The sequence below is a fragment of the Streptomyces sp. NPDC012825 genome (assembly GCF_042900925.1).
Lineage (GTDB): Bacteria > Actinomycetota > Actinomycetes > Streptomycetales > Streptomycetaceae > Streptomyces.
This window is the reverse complement of sequence record NZ_JBIBBZ010000005.1, coordinates 98,371-117,374: the sequence shown is the minus strand read 5'-3', so window position 1 is coordinate 117,374 and position 19,004 is coordinate 98,371. Positions and strand designations below refer to the sequence as shown.

The 19,004-nt window shown below is 72.3% G+C and carries 18 protein-coding genes; 17 read left to right on the top strand and 1 reads right to left on the bottom strand.

The features are described from left to right. The first annotated feature begins 1 nt into the window (after position 1). From ruvX to nusB, 11 genes are all read left to right on the top strand, one after another. Positions 2-466, top strand: coding sequence for a Holliday junction resolvase RuvX (ruvX, locus tag ACFY7E_RS14080; RefSeq protein WP_389484960.1), 465 nt, complete (start codon positions 2-4; stop codon positions 464-466). A 101-nt stretch (positions 467-567) separates the two neighbouring features. Beyond that, on the top strand, positions 568-2,382 hold the full coding sequence (gene mltG / locus ACFY7E_RS14075) for an endolytic transglycosylase MltG (RefSeq protein ID WP_389484424.1): 1,815 nt from the start codon (positions 568-570) through the stop codon (positions 2,380-2,382). Beyond that, positions 2,379-3,206 carry a shikimate dehydrogenase gene (locus tag ACFY7E_RS14070; RefSeq protein ID WP_389484422.1) on the top strand — a complete coding sequence of 276 codons (828 nt, stop codon included), beginning with the start codon at positions 2,379-2,381 and terminating at the stop codon, positions 3,204-3,206. Before mltG ends, ACFY7E_RS14070 begins: the two co-directional genes overlap by 4 nt. A gap of 190 nt (positions 3,207-3,396) precedes the next feature. Beyond that, positions 3,397-4,581, top strand: coding sequence for a chorismate synthase (aroC, locus tag ACFY7E_RS14065; RefSeq protein WP_389484420.1), 1,185 nt, complete (start codon positions 3,397-3,399; stop codon positions 4,579-4,581). Continuing rightward, entirely contained in the window at positions 4,578-5,099 is a 522-nt protein-coding gene (locus tag ACFY7E_RS14060; protein ID WP_389484418.1) for a shikimate kinase, read from the top strand. The genes aroC and ACFY7E_RS14060 overlap by 4 nt, the downstream gene beginning before the upstream one ends. Next, complete coding sequence (gene aroB / locus ACFY7E_RS14055) at positions 5,096-6,193, top strand: 3-dehydroquinate synthase (RefSeq protein ID WP_389484415.1); 1,098 nt, start codon at positions 5,096-5,098, stop codon at positions 6,191-6,193. Before ACFY7E_RS14060 ends, aroB begins: the two co-directional genes overlap by 4 nt. Further along, positions 6,190-6,636 (top strand): type II 3-dehydroquinate dehydratase, encoded by a 447-nt coding sequence (gene aroQ / locus ACFY7E_RS14050; RefSeq protein ID WP_389484413.1) that lies wholly within the window; start codon positions 6,190-6,192, stop codon positions 6,634-6,636. Before aroB ends, aroQ begins: the two co-directional genes overlap by 4 nt. 122 nt (positions 6,637-6,758) lie before the next feature. Then, positions 6,759-7,793 carry an AAA family ATPase gene (locus ACFY7E_RS14045; RefSeq protein WP_389484410.1) on the top strand — a complete coding sequence of 345 codons (1,035 nt, stop codon included), beginning with the start codon at positions 6,759-6,761 and terminating at the stop codon, positions 7,791-7,793. Positions 7,794-7,876: 83 nt separating this feature from the next. Next, positions 7,877-8,989: a M24 family metallopeptidase gene (locus ACFY7E_RS14040; protein WP_389484408.1), complete on the top strand. Its 1,113-nt coding sequence runs from the start codon at positions 7,877-7,879 to the stop codon at positions 8,987-8,989. Between the two features lie 56 nt (positions 8,990-9,045). Next, positions 9,046-9,612 carry an elongation factor P gene (gene efp / locus ACFY7E_RS14035; protein WP_383441310.1) on the top strand — a complete coding sequence of 189 codons (567 nt, stop codon included), beginning with the start codon at positions 9,046-9,048 and terminating at the stop codon, positions 9,610-9,612. 2 nt (positions 9,613-9,614) lie between these two features. Next, positions 9,615-10,052 (top strand): transcription antitermination factor NusB, encoded by a 438-nt coding sequence (gene nusB / locus ACFY7E_RS14030; RefSeq protein WP_389484405.1) that lies wholly within the window; start codon positions 9,615-9,617, stop codon positions 10,050-10,052. 201 nt (positions 10,053-10,253) lie between these two features. On the opposite strand, the gene bldD is transcribed toward nusB, so the two are convergent. Beyond that, positions 10,254-10,754: a transcriptional regulator BldD gene (gene bldD, locus ACFY7E_RS14025; protein WP_093608484.1), complete on the bottom strand. Its 501-nt coding sequence runs from the start codon at positions 10,752-10,754 to the stop codon at positions 10,254-10,256. 244 nt (positions 10,755-10,998) lie between these two features. Here bldD and pyrR point away from each other — a divergent pair, with 244 nt between their 5' ends. From pyrR to carB, 6 genes are all read left to right on the top strand, one after another. After that, complete coding sequence (pyrR, locus tag ACFY7E_RS14020) at positions 10,999-11,577, top strand: bifunctional pyr operon transcriptional regulator/uracil phosphoribosyltransferase PyrR (RefSeq protein WP_389484403.1); 579 nt, start codon at positions 10,999-11,001, stop codon at positions 11,575-11,577. Positions 11,578-11,661: 84 nt separating this feature from the next. After that, the gene (locus ACFY7E_RS14015) at positions 11,662-12,651 is read left to right on the top strand and encodes an aspartate carbamoyltransferase catalytic subunit (protein ID WP_389484401.1); all 990 of its coding nucleotides are present in this window, start codon (positions 11,662-11,664) and stop codon (positions 12,649-12,651) included. 2 nt (positions 12,652-12,653) lie between these two features. Then, entirely contained in the window at positions 12,654-13,940 is a 1,287-nt protein-coding gene (locus ACFY7E_RS14010; protein ID WP_389484399.1) for a dihydroorotase, read from the top strand. Next, entirely contained in the window at positions 13,937-14,509 is a 573-nt protein-coding gene (locus tag ACFY7E_RS14005) for a hypothetical protein (RefSeq protein WP_389484397.1), read from the top strand. Before ACFY7E_RS14010 ends, ACFY7E_RS14005 begins: the two co-directional genes overlap by 4 nt. After that, the gene (carA, locus tag ACFY7E_RS14000) at positions 14,506-15,669 is read left to right on the top strand and encodes a glutamine-hydrolyzing carbamoyl-phosphate synthase small subunit (protein ID WP_389484394.1); all 1,164 of its coding nucleotides are present in this window, start codon (positions 14,506-14,508) and stop codon (positions 15,667-15,669) included. Before ACFY7E_RS14005 ends, carA begins: the two co-directional genes overlap by 4 nt. Then, positions 15,662-18,970, top strand: coding sequence for a carbamoyl-phosphate synthase large subunit (gene carB / locus ACFY7E_RS13995; protein ID WP_389484392.1), 3,309 nt, complete (start codon positions 15,662-15,664; stop codon positions 18,968-18,970). Before carA ends, carB begins: the two co-directional genes overlap by 8 nt. Positions 18,971-19,004 lie beyond the last annotated feature (34 nt).

Here is a 19,004-nt window from a genome sequence, read left to right as displayed (position 1 = left end):
GATGCGCCGCGGCCGCCGCATCGCGGTCGACGTCGGGGACGCCCGGATCGGGGTCGCCTCGTGCGACCCCGACGGGGTCCTCGCCACGCCGGTGGAGACCGTGCCGGGCCGCGACGTCCCGGCCGCCCACCGGCGGCTCCGCCTGATCGTCGAGGAGTACGGGCCGATCGAGGTCGTCGTGGGCCTGCCCCGCTCGCTCAGCGGGCGGGAGGGCCCGGCCGCGACCAAGGTCCGCGCCTTCGCCCGCGAGATGGCCAAGGGCATCGCCCCCGTACCGGTCCGGCTGGTCGACGAGCGGATGACGACGGTCACCGCGACCCAGGGCCTGCGGGCCTCCGGGGTGAAGTCGAAGAAGGGCCGGTCGGTCATCGACCAGGCCGCCGCCGTGATCATCCTTCAGAACGCTCTTGAGTCCGAACGGGTATCGGGTAATCCTCCCGGTGAGGGCGTCGAAGTGGTCATCTGATCGCGATACGGTAACGTTCCGCGCGATGCGGCGGCGTTCGAACAGCTGCCGCACTACGTAGAGGCGGATCGTCCGGAAGCCTCGCGGCTGTTTGGGGATCGATGACTGAGTATGGCCGGAGCCCGGGCTCCGAACCGTGGCACCCCGGGGACCCGCTCTACGGGGACCAGGGGTGGGAGGGCCAGCAGCACCCGCATCCGCAGCAGGCGAACCAGTACGACCAGGGCGGCCAGGGCGGCCAGGGCGGCCACGGCCACCAGGACCCGTACGGGCAGGGCGGCCAGGAGTACGGGGGCGACCCGTACCGGCAGCACCAGCCGCAGGCCCACGCCGATCCGCAGTACCAGCAGCAGCACTACCAGCCGCAGCAGCCGTACGACCAGCACCGGCAGCAGTACGGGACGGGGTACCAGGGCGGATACGACACGCCCGGACACCTCGGACAGCAGTACGACGGCCACTGGGAGACCGGCCAGGCGGCGATGGCCTACGGCGCGCCGCCGGCCGACCCGTACGGCGGCCAGAACCCGGACCTGTACGGCACGCCCGAGGCCTATCCGCCGCCCCGGCCCCCCGGCCACCGGCAGAACCCGCCGGAGCCGGTGGTCGACTGGGCGCCGGAGGAGGAGCCGCGCCGCGAGCCGGAGCCCGGTCCGGAACCGGAGGAGGAGAACCACCCCTTCTTCACCGGCGGGGACGACCGCGGCGCCGGGCGCGGCGGCCGGAACGACCGTGACGGCCGTGACGACGCGTACGACGACGACGAGGAGCCGGCGCGCGGCCGGGGCTCCCGCGGCGGCGACCGCGACCGCCGCGGCAGGGACAAGAAGCGCAAGGGCAAGAACGGCGTGGCCTGCCTGGTCGTCGCCGTCGTCCTGGTGGGCGGCGTCGGCGGCGTCGGCTACTTCGGCTACCAGTTCTGGCAGGGCCGCTTCGCCGAGGTGCCGGACTACGCGGGAAGCGGCACGGGCGAGGTCCAGGTCGAGATCCCGAAGGGGTCGTACGGCTCCGACATCGGCAACATCCTGAAGAAGGCGGGCGTCGTCAAGAGCGTCGACGCCTTCGTGTCGGCCCAGCTGAAGGCACCCAAGGGCAACACGATCCAGGCCGGTGTCTACACGCTGAAGAAGGAGATGTCGGCGGAGAGCGCGGTCGCGCTGATGCTCGACCCGGCGAGCCAGGCCAACCTCGTCATCCCCGAGGGCAAGCGGAACGTCTGGGTCTACGAGACGCTCGACAAGCGCCTGGACCTCAAGCCCGGCACCACCAAGGAGGTCGCGCTCGCGAAGGCGGACTCCCTGGGCCTGCCCGAGTGGGCCAAGCAGCACCCCGACATCAAGGACCCGCTGGAAGGATTCCTCTTCCCGGCGAGCTATCCGGTCGCGAAGGGCGGCAAACCCGAGGACGCCCTGCGCAGGATGGTGGCCCGCGCGAACCAGGAGTACGGCAAGCTGGACCTGGACGCGAAGGCACAGGCGGTCGGCCTGAAGGGGCCCTGGGAACTGCTGACGGTGGCGAGCCTCGTGCAGGTCGAGGGCAAGTACAAGCACGACTTCGACAAGGTCGCGCGCGTGGTCTACAACCGGCTCAAGCCCGGCAACATGGAGACCGTCGGCCGTCTGGAGTTCGACTCGACGGTGAACTACCTCAAGGGGCAGAGCACCCTCGACGTCGGCACGGTCGAGGACATGCGCAAGATCGACGACCCGTACAACACGTACAAGGTGATCGGACTCGTTCCCGGACCCATCAGCAATCCCGGCACGGAAGCGCTCCAGTCCGCGATCAGCCCCGCGGCCGGCCCGTGGTACTACTTCGTCTCGATCAACGAGGACAAGACCGTCTTCTCCGTGACGAACGAGGAGCACAACCGGAACGTGGCGGAGTACGAGAAGCAGCGGAAGCAGGGACAGTGAGCAAGCAGCGTCGCGCGGCGGTCCTCGGTTCGCCCATCGCCCACTCCCTCTCCCCGGTCCTGCACCGCGCCGCGTACGCCGAACTCGGCCTTCACGACTGGTCGTACGAGCGCTTCGAGGTCGACGAGGCGGCCCTTCCGGGGTTCGTGGGCGAGCTGGAGGGCAGCTGGGCCGGGCTCTCGCTGACCATGCCGCTCAAGCGGGCGGTCATCCCGCTGCTCGACGAGGTCAGCGACACGGCCGCGTCCGTGGAGGCCGTCAACACCGTCGTCCTCCACGAGGACGGACGGCGGGTCGGCGACAACACCGACATCCCCGGCATGATCGCCGCCCTGCGCGAGCGGGGCGTCGAGAAGGTGGAGGCGGCCGCCGTCCTCGGCGCCGGCGCCACCGCCTCCTCCGCCCTCGCCGCCCTCGCCCGGATCTGCGCCGGTCCCGTCACCGCGTACGTACGGAGCGAGGCGCGGGCCGAGGAGATGCGCGGCTGGGGCGAGCGGCTCGGCGTGGACGTGCGCACCGCCGACTGGGAGCGCGCGGCGGAGGCCTTCGAGGCCCCCCTGGTGATCGCGACCACCCCCGCCGGCACGACGAACGCCCTGGCCACCGCCGTCCCGAACACCGTCGGCACCCTCTTCGACGTTCTCTACGACCCCTGGCCGACCCCGCTGGCCGCCGCCTGGTCCGACCGCGGCGGCAAGGTCGTCGGAGGCCTCGACCTCCTCGTCCACCAGGCCGTCCTCCAGGTCGAGCTGATGACGGGCCGCGCGCCCGCCCCCCTCGCGGCCATGCGGGCGGCGGGGGAGCGGGCGCTGGCCGCCCGGTAGGCTCCCGTCGGCGCCCGCGACCGGCCGTCCCGGACGACGGGGAAACCGTTCCGGAACCTGAGACCCCCGTCCGGCAGCTGGACAGGAGTCCAAGGGGGCGCCCCGGACGTGGGAGGATCGGGGGTGGCGGGCCAGGGCCGCGCACCCGGGCGCGCCGTCGCAGTGCCAGGCGCGAGCATGAGGAGCATCGTTGAGCAGGTTGCGTTGGCTGACGGCCGGCGAATCCCACGGACCCGCGCTGGTCGCGACCCTCGAGGGTCTGCCCGCGGGCGTCCCGGTCACCACGGAGCTGGTGGCGGACCACCTCGCGCGGCGACGCCTCGGCTACGGACGCGGCGCCCGCATGAAGTTCGAGCAGGACGAGATCACCTTCCTCGGCGGCGTCCGGCACGGACTCTCCCTCGGCTCCCCGATCGCCGTCATGGTCGGCAACACCGAGTGGCCCAAGTGGGAGAAGGTCATGTCGGCCGACCCGGTCGACCCCTCGGAGCTCAAGGAGACGGGCCGCAACGCGCCCCTGACCCGGCCCCGCCCCGGCCACGCCGACCTCGCCGGCATGCAGAAGTACGGCTTCGACGAGGCCCGGCCGATCCTGGAGCGCGCCAGCGCCCGCGAGACCGCCGCCCGCGTCGCCCTCGGCGCCGTCGCCCGCTCCTTCCTCAAGGAGGCCGCGGGCATCGAGATCGTGTCGCACGTGGTCGAGCTGGCCGCCGCCAAGGCCCCGTACGGCCTCCACCCGACCCCCGCCGACGTCGAGAGGCTCGACGCCGACCCGGTCCGCTGCCTCGACGCCGACGCGTCGAAGGCGATGGTCGCCGAGATCGACCAGGCCCACAAGGACGGCGACACCCTCGGCGGCGTCGTCGAGGTCCTCGCCCACGGCGTGCCCGTCGGCCTCGGCTCGCACGTCCACTGGGACCGGCGCCTCGACGCCCGGCTCGCCGCCGCCCTCATGGGCATCCAGGCCATCAAGGGCGTCGAGGTCGGCGACGGCTTCGAGCTCGCCCGCGTGCCCGGGTCCCGGGCCCACGACGAGATCGTCAGGACCGACGACGGCATCCGCCGCTCCTCCGGCCGCTCCGGCGGCACCGAGGGCGGCCTCACCACCGGCGAGCTGCTGCGCGTCCGCGCCGCCATGAAGCCGATCGCGACCGTCCCGCGCGCCCTCGCCACCGTCGACGTCGCCACCGGCGAGGCCGCCGCCGCCCACCACCAGCGCTCCGACGTCTGCGCCGTCCCCGCCGCCGGCATCGTCGCCGAGGCCATGGTCGCGCTCGTTCTCGCGGACGCCGTCCTGGAGAAGTTCGGCGGCGACAGCGTCCCCGAGACCCGGCGCAACGTGCAGTCGTACCTCGACAACCTGCACATCCGGTGACCGCCGGACCCCTGGTCGTCCTCGTCGGACCGATGGGCTCCGGCAAGTCCACGGTGGGCGCGCTCCTGGCCGAACGCCTGGGCGCGCCCTACCGGGACACCGACGCCGACATCGTCGCCGCCGAGGGACGCGAGATCTCCGACATCTTCGTCGAGGACGGCGAGGAGCACTTCCGCGCCCTGGAGCGGGCCGCCGTCGCGCGGGCCGTCGCCGAGCACGGGGGCGTCCTCGCCCTCGGCGGCGGCGCGGTCCTCGACGCCGGCACCCGCGAACTGCTCGCCGGGCTGCCCGTCGCGTACCTCTCCATGGAGGTCGAGGAGGCGGTCCGCCGCGTCGGCCTCGGCGCCGCCCGGCCGCTGCTCGCCGTCAACCCGCGCCGCCGGTGGCGCGAGCTGATGGAGGCGCGCCGCCACCTCTACACCGAAGTCGCCCGCGCCGTCGTCGCCACCGACGACCGCACCCCCGAAGAGGTCGCGGACGCGGTCCTCTCGGCACTGGACATCAAGAAGGACGCATGACGACGGACCAGGACGTGACCCGCATCCACGTGGCCGGCAGCGCGGGCACGGATCCGTACGAGGTGCTCGTCGGCCGGCAGCTCCTCGCCGAGCTCCCCGGCCTGATCGGCGACCGGGCCAAGCGGGTCGCCGTGATCCACCCCGAGGCGCTCGCCGACACCGGCGAGGCCCTGCGCGCCGACCTCGCCGAGCAGGGCTACGAGGCGGTCGCCATCCAGGTGCCGAACGCCGAGGAGGCCAAGACCGCCGAGGTCGCCGCCTACTGCTGGAAGGCCCTGGGCCAGACCGGCTTCACCCGCACCGACGTCGTCGTCGGCGTCGGCGGCGGCGCCACCACCGACCTGGCCGGCTTCGTCGCCGCGACCTGGCTGCGGGGCGTGCGCTGGATCGCCGTGCCGACCACCGTCCTGGCGATGGTCGACGCGGCCGTCGGCGGCAAGACGGGCATCAACACCGCCGAGGGCAAGAACCTCGTCGGCGCCTTCCACCCGCCCGCCGGAGTCCTCTGCGACCTCGCGGCCCTCGACTCGCTCCCGATCCACGACTACGTCAGCGGCCTCGCGGAGATCATCAAGGCCGGCTTCATCGTCGACCCGGTGATCCTCGACCTCATCGAGGAGGACCCGCAGGCCGCCCGCACCCCGGCCGGACCGCACACCGCCGAGCTGCTCGTCCGCTCGATCAAGGTCAAGGCCGAGGTCGTCTCCGGCGACCTCAAGGAGTCCGGCCGCCGCGAGATCCTCAACTACGGCCACACCCTCGCCCACGCCATCGAGAAGAACGAGCGCTACAAGTGGCGCCACGGCGCCGCCGTCTCCGTCGGCATGGTCTTCGCCGCCGAGCTCGGCCGCCTCGCCGGGCGCCTCGACGACGCCACCGCCGACCGGCACCGCGCGATCCTGGAGTCCGTCGGCCTGCCGCTCAGCTACCGCGGCGACCAGTGGCCCAAGCTCCTGGAGACCATGAGGGTCGACAAGAAGTCCCGCGGCGACCTGCTGCGGTTCATCGTGCTCGACGGGCTCGCCAAGCCCACCGTCCTGGAGGGCCCCGACCCGGCCGTCCTGATCGCGGCGTACGGCGAGGTGTCGGCGTGAGCGAGCCGCGTCCGGTACTGGTGCTCAACGGCCCCAACCTGGGCCGGCTCGGCTCCCGCGAGCCCGACATCTACGGCGCCACCTCCTACAAGGGGCTCGTCGAGTCCTGCCGCGCCCTCGGCACGGAGCTCGGCTTCGACGTCGAGGTGCGGGAGACCAACGACGAGGGCGAGATGATCCGCTGGCTCCACGAGGCGGCCGACGGCTCGGTCCCGGTCGTGATCAACCCCGGCGCGTTCACGCACTACTCGTACGGGATGAGGGACGCGGCCGCCCAGCGGACCGCGCCGCTCGTCGAGGTGCACATCTCGAATCCGTACGCCCGCGAGGAGTTCCGGCACACCTCGGTGATCGCGGCCGTGGCGACCGGGACGGTCGCCGGGTTCGGCATCGGCTCCTACCGGCTGGCGCTGCGCGCGCTCGCCGAAGAGCTGTCCGACTGACGGGGCACCGGAAAGCGCCCCCGGCCGTTCCCCCTGTGGGGGCCGGGGGCGGTAACGTTCCGCCGTCCGGGTCCACGACCGGTCCCGGGTGACAACAGGCGTACGAGACGGAGTGGCACCGGATGCAGCACGCAGTGGGGGGTCCGCTGCCACCGCACGAGCGGCCGGGCGGGACGCCCGGCCCCGTTCCCGGGGCGGGCGACGGCGGCCGGCCGCCCGTACCGGAGGACACTCCCTACCCCGGGACGGCACCGGGCGCCGGCTCCCGCCCCGGCGTCCATCCGGCCGTGCCGCACGGGACGGCCGCGCCCCGGCACCCGGTCCCGCCCTCGGCGCCCCCGCACCCGCCGGCCCCGTCTCCCGCCGGGCCGGGACCGGGAGCGCGGAGCTGGGGCGCGAGCGCCTCCGGCGGCATACCGGGACACCAGGGACCCGGGCACGCCCCGGCGCCCCGGCCCCCCGCCGTCCCCGGGCCCCCCGCGGCCCCCCAGTACCCCGCCGCACCGCCGCCCCACCGCGCCGAGTCCACCGGGCACGTCCCGCTGCCGCCCGTGGGCGCGCCCCTCGCGCCGCCCGCGGAGCACGGCGCCGGGACCGGCGGCGCGACCCTGGCCGTGCTGCTCATCGGCCCCGCCGGCGCCGGCAAGACGACCGTCGCCCGGCACTGGGCGCAGCGCCGCCGCGTGCCCACCGCGCACATCAGCCTCGACGACGTCCGCGAATGGGTCTGCTCCGGCTTCGCCGACCCGCAGTCCGGCTGGAACGAGCACTCCGAGGCGCAGTACCGGCTCGCCCGCCGCACCTGCGGCTTCGCCGCGCGCAACTTCCTCGCCAACGGCATCTCCTGCATCGTCGACGACGCCGTCTTCCCGGACCGGCCCGTCGTCGGCCTCGGCGGCTGGAAGCGCCACGTCGGCCCCGGCCTGCTCCCCGTCGTCCTCCTGCCCGGCCTGGAGGTCGTCCTGGAGCGCAACGCCCAGCGCAGCGGCAACCGGCGCCTCTCGGACGAGGAGGTCGCCGCCATCCACGGCCGGATGGCCGGCTGGTACGGCTCGGGCCTGCCGATCATCGACAACTCCACGTACGACGTCGAGACCACCGCCCGCGTCCTGGACGACGTCCTCGCCCGCGCGATCGCGAGCCCGCCCTCCTGGTGAGCCCGCGCCCGTCGCGCACTCCGGAGCGCCCGGTCGGCCGTTCCGAACAGGCCGTCGCGCCCCGCTCCTCGTAGGCTCGGAGCATGTCAGAGGTGTATGCGGACCGCCGTGTACGGCTGCGCGACAGGTGCGCGGCCGCGGGCAGCCCGGCGGCCCTGGTCTCCCGCCCCGCCAACGTCCGCTATCTCGCGGGCGGATCCCCGCCGGGCGCCGTCCTGCTCGTCGGCCCCGAACCCGGGGCGGACGTCCTGCTCCGCCCCGTCGCGCCCGGGGACGAACCGGCCGACGGACGGCTCGACGAGCTGCTCCGGCAGCAGGTCCTGCCCACCGGGGGAGGGGACCCGGCCGTCGCCGCCGTCGGCCTCGCCCGCCGCACGGGCGCCGACGCGCTCGCCGTCGAGGAGCACCACCTGACGGTGACCCGGCACCGGGCCATGGGCGCCGTCGCCTCCGCCCCCCGCCTCACCGACCTCGACTGCGCCGTGGAGCAGCTCAGGATCGTCAAGGACGAGGACGAGATCGCCTGTCTCCGGATCGCCGCCGAGATCGCCGACCAGGCCCTCGGCGAGCTCCTCGAATCCATCCTGGTGGGGCGGACCGAACGCCACCTCGCCCTGGAGCTGGAGCGCCGGCTCGTCGACCACGGCGCCGACGGGGCCGCCTTCCCCACCTCGGTGGCGACCGGCCCGCACTCCGGCCGCCGGGGCCACCGGCCCACCGACCGCCGGGTCGAGGAGGGCGATTTCCTCTCCGTCTGCCTCGGCGCCGACTACCGCGGCTACCGCTGCGAGATCGGCCGCACGTTCGTCATCGGCACCACCCCCGCCGACTGGCAGATCGAGCTGTACGAGCTCGTCTTCGCCGCTCAGCGGGCCGGGCGGGAGTCCCTCGTGCCCGGAGCCGAGTACCGGGACGTGGACCGGGCGGCCCGCCGGATCCTGAAGGCGGCGGGGCACGCGGAGACCGCCGTCCCCCTCACCGGGCACGGGGTGGGGCTCGAAATCGACGAGGACCCGCAGTTGTCACCCTCGGCCATGGGTAAACTGGACGCTTGTGTGCCGGTCACCGTCGAACCGGGGGTCCACCTCCCGGGCCGGGGCGGGGTCCGGATCGATGACACGCTCGTCGTGCGCCAGGAGGCGGACGGCGGACCCGAGCTACTCACCATCACGACCAAGGAGCTGCTCGCGCTGTAGGGCGCGTACGCCCCTCCGGTCCCACGTCAGTCCAGAGTCCAGGAGATTCCGCAACCGTGGCTTCCACGAACGACCTCAAGAACGGCATGGTGCTCAAGCTCGAAGGCGGCCAGCTCTGGTCCGTCGTCGAGTTCCAGCACGTCAAGCCCGGCAAGGGCCCGGCCTTCGTGCGCACCAAGCTCAAGAACGTGCTGTCCGGCAAGGTCGTCGACAAGACCTTCAACGCGGGCGTCAAGGTCGAGACGGCCACCATCGACCGCCGCGACATGCAGTTCTCCTACATGGACGGCGACTACTTCGTCTTCATGGACGAGGAGACGTACGACCAGCTGATGGTCGAGCGCAAGGCCGTCGGCGACGCCGCCAACTTCCTGGTCGAGGGCTTCACCGCCTCCGTCGCCCAGCACGAGGGCTCGGTGCTCTACGTCGAGCTCCCGGCCGCCGTCACTCTGACCATCAAGCACACCGACCCGGGCGTCCAGGGCGACCGTTCCACCGGCGGCACCAAGCCGGCCACCCTGGAGACCGGCCACGAGATCCAGGTCCCGCTCTTCGTCACCACCGGTGAGAAGGTCAAGGTCGACACGCGCACCAGCGACTACCTCGGCCGGGTGAACAGCTAACCGTGGCCGCTCGGAGCAAGGCCCGCAAGCGCGCCTTCCAGATCCTCTTCGAGGCCGACCAGCGCGACGCCTCCGTGCAGGAGGTCCTCGCGGACCAGGTCCGGTACGCCCGGTCGGACGACCGGCAGCCCCCGGTCAACGAGTTCACGATGCAGCTGGTCGAGGGGTACGCGTCCCACGTGGCGCGGATCGACGAGCTCATCGCGACCTACGCGGTGGACTGGGACCTCGACCGGATGCCCGTCGCCGACCGGAACATCGTGCGCCTCGGCGCGTACGAGCTGATCTGGGAGGACGGCACGCCGGACGCGGTCGTGATCGACGAGGCGGTGCAGCTCGCCAAGGAGTTCTCCACCGACGAGTCGCCGGCCTTCGTCAACGGCCTCCTGGCGCGCTTCAAGGACCTGAAGCCGCGTCTTCGCCGGGACGTGGACGTCTGAGTCCCGCCCGCACCCGGTAGCCGAAGGGGCCCGCAGCGCCGAGCGCGCTGCGGGCCCCTTCGGCCTGTTCCGTGTTCCGGAAACCCTGAAGACCTCCACCGGCCCCAGAGAGACCCGTACGGGCCGGGAGAACACGAGATCCGTGGACGTCGGACGTCCACGGACCCGGGCGGTACGTTTCTGCTGAACCCTCCGAAGAGGTCAGGCCTCCTCGTGGGCGACCGCGCGGCGCGCGTCCGCGTCCAGCACGCCCCAGCTGATCAGCTGCTCGGTGAGGACCGAGGGGGACTGGTCGTAGATGACGGCGAGGGTGCGCAGGTCGTCCTGGCGGATCGACAGCACCTTGCCGTTGTAGTCGCCGCGCTGCGACTGGATCGTCGCGGCGTAGCGCTGGAGCGGGCCGGCCTTCTCCTGCGGGACGTGGGCCAGGCGCTCCAGGTCGAGGACCAGCTTCGGCGGCGGCTCGGCGGCCCCGCCCGGAGTCGTGCCCGGCAGGAGCTCCTGCACCGGCACGCCGTAGAAGTCCGCCAGCTCGGCGAGGCGCTGCACGGTCACGGCGCGGTCGCCCCGCTCGTACGAGCCGACCACCACGGCCTTCCAGCGGCCCTGGGACTTCTCCTCCACCCCGTGGAGCGAGAGACCCTGCTGGGTGCGGATGGCGCGGAGTTTGGCCCCGAGCTGCTTTGCGTATTCGCTGGACATAACGCTCCCGGACGCTGTGACGACATGCGGCTGCGCCGCGCGGCTGGTAACTCACTGTGAGGTTACGCAGCGTTACACCCACCCGTCAAGCCGAAAGGTCCGTACCGCCCTCCTCCGGGGGACGGCGCCCGGAGGGGCGCCGGGGGTGCGCGGAAGGCGCCGCGCCACCCCTGGTACGGTGGAGACGCAAGTACGACGTCCTTTAAGAGCCGTCCCGTGAGGCGGAGAAGGAGGTCCGTTTTCCATGGACACCCGGCTGGACACCCAGCAGCAGTACGGCGACGACGCGCGGCCCGTTCTCGAAGGCCCCGACATCGCGCGGGTCCTCACCCGCATCGCCCACGAGATCGTCGAGCGCGCCAAGGGCGCCGACGACGTGGTCCTCCTCGGCATTCCCACCCGCGGCGTCTTCCTCGCCCGCCGGCTCGCCGAGAAGCTCGCCTCCATCACCGGCACCAAGGTCCCGGTCGGCTCCCTCGACATCACCATGTACCGGGACGACCTGCGGATGCGGCCCGCCCGCGCCATCGGCCGCACCGAGATCCCCGCCGACGGCGTCGACGGGCGCCTCGTCGTCCTCGTCGACGACGTCCTCTTCTCCGGCCGCACGATCCGCGCCGCCCTCGACGCCCTCGGCGACATCGGCCGCCCCCGCGCCGTCCAGCTCGCCGTCCTCGTCGACCGCGGCCACCGCGAACTGCCCATCCGCGCGGACTACGTCGGCAAGAACCTCCCCACGTCGCTGCGGGAGACGGTCAAGGTCCTGCTCGCCGAGGAAGACGGTCGCGACACCGTCCTGCTCGGCTCCAAGGCCGCCTCCTAGCCGATACCGGCCTCCCCGCCGGGGCCGGGGCACCCCCCTGCCCCCGCACGCCCTCACGCCTCCCCACCACGGAGAGAAACCCCGATGATGCGTCACCTCATCTCGGCCGCCGACCTCACCCGCGACGACGCCGTACTGATCCTCGACACCGCCGAGGAGATGGCCCGGGTGGCCGACCGGCCCATCAAGAAGCTGCCGACCCTGCGCGGCCGCACCATCTGCAACCTCTTCTTCGAGGACTCCACCCGGACCCGGATCTCCTTCGAGGCCGCCGAGAAGCGCCTCTCCGCCGACGTCATCAACTTCGCGGCCAAGGGATCCAGCGTCTCCAAGGGCGAGTCCCTCAAGGACACCGCCCAGACCCTGGAGGCCATGGGCGTCGACGCGGTCGTCATCCGGCACGGCGCCTCCGGCGCCCCGTACCGGCTCGCCACCTCCGGCTGGATCGACGCCCCCGTCGTCAACGCCGGCGACGGCACCCACCAGCACCCCACCCAGGCCCTCCTGGACGCCTTCACCATGCGCCGCCGCCTCGTCGGCCGCGACGCCGGACTCGGCCAGGACCTCGCGGGCAGGCGGATCACCCTCGTCGGCGACGTCCTGCACAGCCGGGTCGCCCGCTCCAACGTCGACCTGCTGCACACCCTCGGCGCCGAGGTCACCCTGGTGGCCCCGCCCACCCTGGTCCCCGTCGGCGTCGAGACCTGGCCCTGCGAGGTCTCCTACGACCTCGACGGCGTGCTGCCGAAGTCCGACGCGGTGATGATGCTGCGCGTGCAGCGCGAGCGGATGAACGCCGCCTTCTTCCCCACCGAGCGCGAGTACTCGCGCCGCTACGGCCTCGACGGCGAGCGGATGGCGAAGATGCCCGACCACGCCCTCGTGATGCACCCCGGCCCCATGGTCCGCGGCATGGAGATCACCGCCGAGGTCGCCGACTCCGACCGCTGCACGGTCGTCGAGCAGGTCGCCAACGGCGTCTCCGTCCGCATGGCCGTGCTCTACCTGCTCCTTGGCGGCTCCGAGCCCGCCGTCACCACCACCCCCGCCGCGCGCACCGAGGAGAACAAGTAACCATGAGCAAGATCCTGATCCGCGGGGCGAAGGTGCTGGGCGGCGAGCCGCAGGACGTGCTGATCGACGGCGAGACCGTCGCAGAGGTCGGTGCGGACCTGTCCGCCGAAGGAGCGACCGTGATCGAGGCCGGCGGGCAGATCCTCCTGCCGGGCCTGGTCGACCTCCACACCCACCTGCGCGAGCCCGGCCGCGAGGACTCCGAGACCGTCCTCACCGGCACCCGCGCCGCCGCCGTCGGCGGCTACACCTCCGTCTTCGCCATGGCCAACACCCACCCGGTCGCCGACACCGCCGGTGTCGTCGAGCAGGTCTACCGGCTCGGCCAGGAGCACGGCTACTGCGACGTACAGCCCATCGGCGCCGTCACCGTCGGCCTGGAGGGCAGGAAGCTCGCCGAACTCGGCGCCATGCACGACTCCGCCGCCGGCGTCACCGTCTTCTCCGACGACGGCAAGTGCGTCGACGACGCCGTGATCATGCGCCGCGCCCTGGAGTACGTGAAGGCCTTCGGCGGCGTCGTCGCCCAGCACGCCCAGGAGCCCCGCCTCACCGAGGGCGCCCAGATGAACGAGGGGATCGTCTCCGCGGAACTCGGCCTCGGCGGCTGGCCCGCCGTCGCCGAGGAGTCGATCATCGCCCGCGACGTCCTCCTCGCCGAGCACGTCGGCTCCCGCGTCCACATCTGCCACCTCTCCACCGCCGGCTCCGTCGAGATCGTCCGCTGGGCCAAGTCCCGCGGCATCGACGTCACCGCCGAGGTCACCCCGCACCACCTCCTCCTCACGGACGAGCTGGTCCGCTCGTACAACCCGGTCTACAAGGTCAACCCGCCGCTGCGCACCGAGAAGGACGTCCTCGCGCTCCGCGAGGCGCTGGCCGACGGCACGATCGACATCGTCGCCACCGACCACGCCCCGCACCCGCACGAGGACAAGGACTGCGAGTGGGCCGCGGCCGCCATGGGCATGGTCGGCCTGGAGACCGCCCTCTCCGTCGTCCAGCAGACGATGGTGGAGACCGGACTTCTCGACTGGGCCGGCGTCGCCGACCGCATGTCCTTCGCCCCCGCCCGCATCGGCCGGGCCAAGGGCCACGGACGACCCGTCTCGGCTGGTGAGCCCGCGAACCTGACCCTGGTCGATCCGGCTTACCGTGGAGTCGTGGACCCCGCGGACTTCGCCTCCCGCAGCCGCAACACCCCGTACGAGGGCCGCGAGCTGCCGGGACGCGTCACCCACACCTTCCTGCGGGGCCGGGCAACGGTCGTGGACGGGAAACTGGCGTGACACCACTCATCGCAATCGCCGCAGAGGCAGCCGAACAGAAGTCGGCGGAGGTGACCGACTGGGCCGGCCGGCTCGGCTGGGTCGCCGGACTGCTGCTCTTCGTCGCCTTCGTGTACTGGCTCATGCGCCAGGGATGGAAGTGGCGCGGCAGCCTCCAGTCCGGCCTCCCCGCACTGCCCGCCGCGCCGGAGACGGCCGGTGCGGCGAAACTGACCCTCACGGGCCGCTACCACGGGTCCACGACCGCCGGGCAGTGGCTCGACCGGATCGTCGCCCACGGCCTCGGCACCCGCAGCCGCGTCGAGCTCACGCTCACCGACGCCGGGATCGCGGTCGTACGTCCCGGGGCGAACGACTTCTTCGTCCCGGCCGGCGCCCTGCGCGAGGCACGCCTCGACAAGGGCATCGCCGGCAAGGTCCTCGCCGAGGGCGGGCTCCTGGTCCTCACCTGGGAACACGGCGGCACCCTCCTCGACTCCGGCTTCAGGTCCGACCGGGCGGCGGAACACGCCGCCTGGGTCGAGACCGTCAACTCCATGATCAGCGCAACGGAAGGCATCGCACGATGACGACCTCCACCAGGGGACCCGCCAAGGCTCCCGCCGTACTCGTCCTGGAGGACGGCCGCATCTTCCGCGGCCGCGCCTACGGGGCCGTGGGGGAGACCTTCGGCGAGGCCGTGTTCTCCACCGGCATGACCGGCTACCAGGAGACCCTCACCGACCCGTCGTACCACCGCCAGGTCGTGGTCATGACGGCCCCGCACGTCGGCAACACCGGCGTCAACGACGAGGACCCCGAGTCCGGCCGCATCTGGGTCTCCGGCTACGTGGTCCGCGACCCCGCCCGCGTCTCCTCCAACTGGCGCGCGCGCCGCTCGCTCGACGAGGAGCTGGCGCGCCAGGGCGTCGTCGGGATCTCCGGCGTCGACACCCGCGCCCTCACCCGCCACCTGCGCGAGCGCGGCGCCATGCGCGTCGGCATCTTCTCCGGCGACGCCTGGACGGGCGTCCGCGACGAGGCCCTGCTCGCCAAGGTCAAGGCGCAGCCCGAGATGAAGGGCGCCGACCTCTCCGCCGAGGTCGCCACCAAGGAGACGTACGTCGTCCCCGCGGTCGGGGAGAAGCGGTTCACCGTCGCGGCGATCGACCTCGGCATCAAGGGCATGACCCCGCACCGGATGGCCGAGCGCGGCATCGAGGTGCACGTCCTGCCGGCCACCGCCACCCCCGAGGACGTCTACGCGGTCCGGCCCGACGGGGTGTTCTTCTCCAACGGCCCCGGCGACCCGGCCACCGCCGACGGTCCCGTCGCCCTCATGCAGGCCGTCCTGGAGCGGAGGACGCCGCTCTTCGGCATCTGCTTCGGCAACCAGATCCTGGGCCGCGCCCTCGGCTTCGGCACGTACAAGCTGAAGTACGGCCACCGGGGCATCAACCAGCCGGTCCAGGACCGCACCACCGGCAAGGTCGAGGTCACCGCGCACAACCACGGCTTCGCCGTGGACGCGCCCCTCGACAAGGTCTCCGACACCCCCTTCGGCCGCGCCGAGGTCTCCCACGTCTGTCTCAACGACAACGTCGTGGAGGGGCTCCGGCTGCTCGACCGGCCGGCCTTCTCGGTGCAGTACCACCCCGAGGCGGCAGCGGGCCCGCACGACGCCGCGTACCTCTTCGACCGCTTCACGTCTTTGATGGAAACCGCCCTCATGGAGGCCGAGCGTGCCTAAGCGCAGCGATATCCAGTCCGTCCTGGTCATCGGCTCCGGCCCGATCGTGATCGGTCAGGCCGCGGAGTTCGACTACTCCGGCACCCAGGCTTGCCGCATCCTCAAGGCCGAGGGCCTGCGGGTGATCCTGGTCAACTCCAACCCGGCCACGATCATGACCGACCCGGAGATCGCCGACGCCACGTACGTCGAGCCGATCACCCCGGAGTTCGTCGAGAAGATCATCGCCAAGGAGCGCCCCGACGCCCTCCTGCCCACCCTCGGTGGCCAGACCGCGCTGAACACCGCGATCTCCATGCACGAGCAGGGCGTCCTGGAGAAGTACGGCGTCGAGCTGATCGGCGCGAACGTCGAGGCGATCCACAAGGGCGAGGACCGCGACCTGTTCAAGGGCGTCGTCAAGGCCGTGAAGGCCAAGATCGGGCACGGCGAGTCCGCCCGCTCGGTCATCTGCCACTCCATGGACGACGTCCTCCAGGGCGTCGACACGCTCGGCGGCTACCCCGTCGTCGTCCGCCCCTCCTTCACCATGGGCGGCGCCGGCTCCGGCTTCGCCCACGACGAGGAGGAGCTGCGCCGCATCGCCGGACAGGGCCTGACCCTCTCGCCGACCACCGAGGTGCTCCTGGAGGAATCCATCCTCGGCTGGAAGGAGTACGAGCTGGAGCTGATGCGCGACAAGAACGACAACGTCGTGGTCGTCTGCTCCATCGAGAACTTCGATCCGATGGGCGTGCACACCGGTGACTCGATCACGGTGGCCCCGGCGATGACGCTGACCGACCGCGAGTACCAGGTCCTGCGCGACATCGGCATCGCGATCATCCGCGAGGTCGGCGTCGACACCGGCGGCTGCAACATCCAGTTCGCGGTCAACCCGGACGACGGCCGGATCATCGTCATCGAGATGAACCCGCGCGTCTCCCGGTCGAGCGCCCTGGCCTCGAAGGCGACCGGCTTCCCGATCGCCAAGATCGCGGCCCGCCTCGCGGTGGGCTACACGCTGGACGAGATCCCGAACGACATCACGGAGAAGACCCCGGCGTCCTTCGAGCCCACGCTCGACTACGTCGTGGTCAAGGCCCCGCGTTTCGCGTTCGAGAAGTTCCCGGCGGCCGACTCCACGCTGACCACGACCATGAAGTCGGTCGGCGAGGCCATGGCGATCGGCCGCAACTTCACCGAGGCCCTGCAGAAGGCCCTGCGCTCGCTGGAGAAGAAGGGCTCGCAGTTCGCCTTCACCGGCGAGCCGGGCGACAAGGACGAGCTGCTGCGCGAGTCCGCCCGCCCGACCGACGGCCGGATCAACACCGTCATGCGGTCCATCCGCGCCGGCGCCACCCCGGAAGAGGTCTTCGACGCGACGAAGATCGACCCCTGGTTCGTCGACCAGCTCTTCCTGATCAAGGAGATCGCCGACGAGCTGGCCGCCGCCGAGAAGCTCGACCCCGAGCTCCTGGCCGAGGCCAAGCGCCACGGCTTCTCCGACATCCAGATCGCCGAGATCCGGGGCCTGCGCGAGGACGTCGTCCGCGAGGTCCGGCACGCCCTCGGCGTCCGCCCGGTCTACAAGACGGTCGACACCTGCGCCGCCGAGTTCGCCGCCAGGACGCCGTACTTCTACTCCTCCTACGACGAGGAGTCCGAGGTCGCGCCGCGCGAGAAGCCGGCCGTGATCATCCTGGGCTCGGGCCCGAACCGCATCGGCCAGGGCATCGAGTTCGACTACTCCTGCGTCCACGCCTCCTTCGCGCTGAGCGAGGCGGGCTACGAGACGGTGATGGTCAACTGCAACCCGGAGACCGTCTCCACCGACTACGACACCTCCGACCGGCTCTACTTCGAGCCGCTCACGCTCGAGGACGTCCTGGAGATCGTCCACGCCGAGACCCTCGCCGGTCCCGTCGCCGGTGTCGTCGTCCAGCTCGGCGGACAGACCCCCCTCGGTCTGTCCCAGGCGCTGAAGGACAACGGCGTGCCGGTCGTCGGCACCTCCCCGGAGGCGATCCACGCCGCCGAGGACCGCGGCGCCTTCGGCCGCGTCCTGGCCGAGGCGGGCCTGCCGGCCCCCAAGCACGGCACCGCGACCACCTTCGCCGGCGCCAAGGCCATCGCGGACGAGATCGGCTACCCCGTCCTGGTCCGCCCGTCGTACGTGCTCGGCGGACGCGGCATGGAGATCGTGTACGACGAGGCCCGTCTGGAGTCGTACATCGCCGAGTCCACCGAGATCAGCCCCACCCGGCCGGTCCTGGTCGACCGTTTCCTCGACGACGCCATCGAGATCGACGTCGACGCGCTCTACGACGGCGAGGAGCTCTACCTCGGCGGCGTCATGGAGCACATCGAGGAGGCCGGCATCCACTCCGGCGACTCCGCCTGCGCCCTGCCCCCGATCACGCTCGGCGGGCACGACATCAAGCGGCTGCGGGCCTCCACCGAGGCCATCGCCAAGGGCGTCGGCGTCCGCGGCCTGATCAACATCCAGTTCGCGATGGCCGGGGACATCCTCTACGTCCTGGAGGCCAACCCGCGCGCCTCGCGGACGGTGCCCTTCACCTCCAAGGCCACCGCCGTGCCGCTGGCCAAGGCCGCCGCCCGGATCTCGCTGGGCGCCACCATCGCCGAGCTGCGTGCCGAGGGCCTGCTGCCGAGGAACGGCGACGGCGGCACCCTGCCGTTCGACGCGCCGATCTCCGTCAAGGAGGCCGTCATGCCCTGGAGCCGCTTCCGCGACATCCACGGCCGCGGCGTCGACACCGTCCTCGGCCCGGAGATGCGCTCCACCGGCGAGGTCATGGGCATCGACTCGGTCTTCGGCACCGCCTACGCCAAGTCCCAGGCCGGCGCCTACGGGCCGCTGCCCACCAAGGGCCGCGCGTTCATCTCGGTCGCCAACCGCGACAAGCGCTCGATGATCTTCCCGGCCCGTGAGCTGGTCGCCCACGGCTTCGAACTGCTCGCCACCTCGGGCACGGCCGAGGTCCTCAAGCGCAACGGCATCAACGCCACGGTCGTGCGCAAGCTCAGCGAGGGCGAGGGCCCGCACGGCGAGAAGACGATCGTGCAGCTCATCCACGACGGGGAGGTCGACCTCATCGTCAACACCCCCTACGGCACCGGCGGCCGGCTCGACGGCTACGAGATCCGCACCGCCGCCGTCTCCCGCGGCGTTCCCTGCCTGACCACCGTCCAGGCACTCGCCGCGGCCGTCCAGGGCATCGACGCGCTCAACCACGGCGGCGTCGGCGTCCGCTCCCTCCAGGAGCACGCCGAGCACCTCGTCGCGGCCCGCGACTAGCAGCCCGTACGGAGAAGGGGGACACCGGCCACAG

Excerpts from the sequence above, each read along its gene's own strand:
- ruvX (WP_389484960.1), top strand. The coding sequence starts at position 2 with ATGCGCCGCGGCCGCCGCATCGCGGTCGACGTCGGGGACGCCCGGATC.
- ACFY7E_RS14010 (WP_389484399.1), top strand. The coding sequence starts at position 12,654 with ATGAGCAAGATCCTGATCCGCGGGGCGAAGGTGCTGGGCGGCGAGCCG.
- pyrR (WP_389484403.1), top strand. The coding sequence starts at position 10,999 with ATGGACACCCGGCTGGACACCCAGCAGCAGTACGGCGACGACGCGCGG.
- aroB (WP_389484415.1), top strand. The coding sequence starts at position 5,096 with ATGACGACGGACCAGGACGTGACCCGCATCCACGTGGCCGGCAGCGCG.
- ACFY7E_RS14040 (WP_389484408.1), top strand. The coding sequence starts at position 7,877 with ATGTCAGAGGTGTATGCGGACCGCCGTGTACGGCTGCGCGACAGGTGC.
- mltG (WP_389484424.1), top strand. The coding sequence starts at position 568 with ATGACTGAGTATGGCCGGAGCCCGGGCTCCGAACCGTGGCACCCCGGG.
- carA (WP_389484394.1), top strand. The coding sequence starts at position 14,506 with ATGACGACCTCCACCAGGGGACCCGCCAAGGCTCCCGCCGTACTCGTC.
- ACFY7E_RS14045 (WP_389484410.1), top strand. The coding sequence starts at position 6,759 with ATGCAGCACGCAGTGGGGGGTCCGCTGCCACCGCACGAGCGGCCGGGC.
- ACFY7E_RS14015 (WP_389484401.1), top strand. The coding sequence starts at position 11,662 with ATGATGCGTCACCTCATCTCGGCCGCCGACCTCACCCGCGACGACGCC.
- bldD (WP_093608484.1), bottom strand. The coding sequence starts at position 10,754 with ATGTCCAGCGAATACGCAAAGCAGCTCGGGGCCAAACTCCGCGCCATC.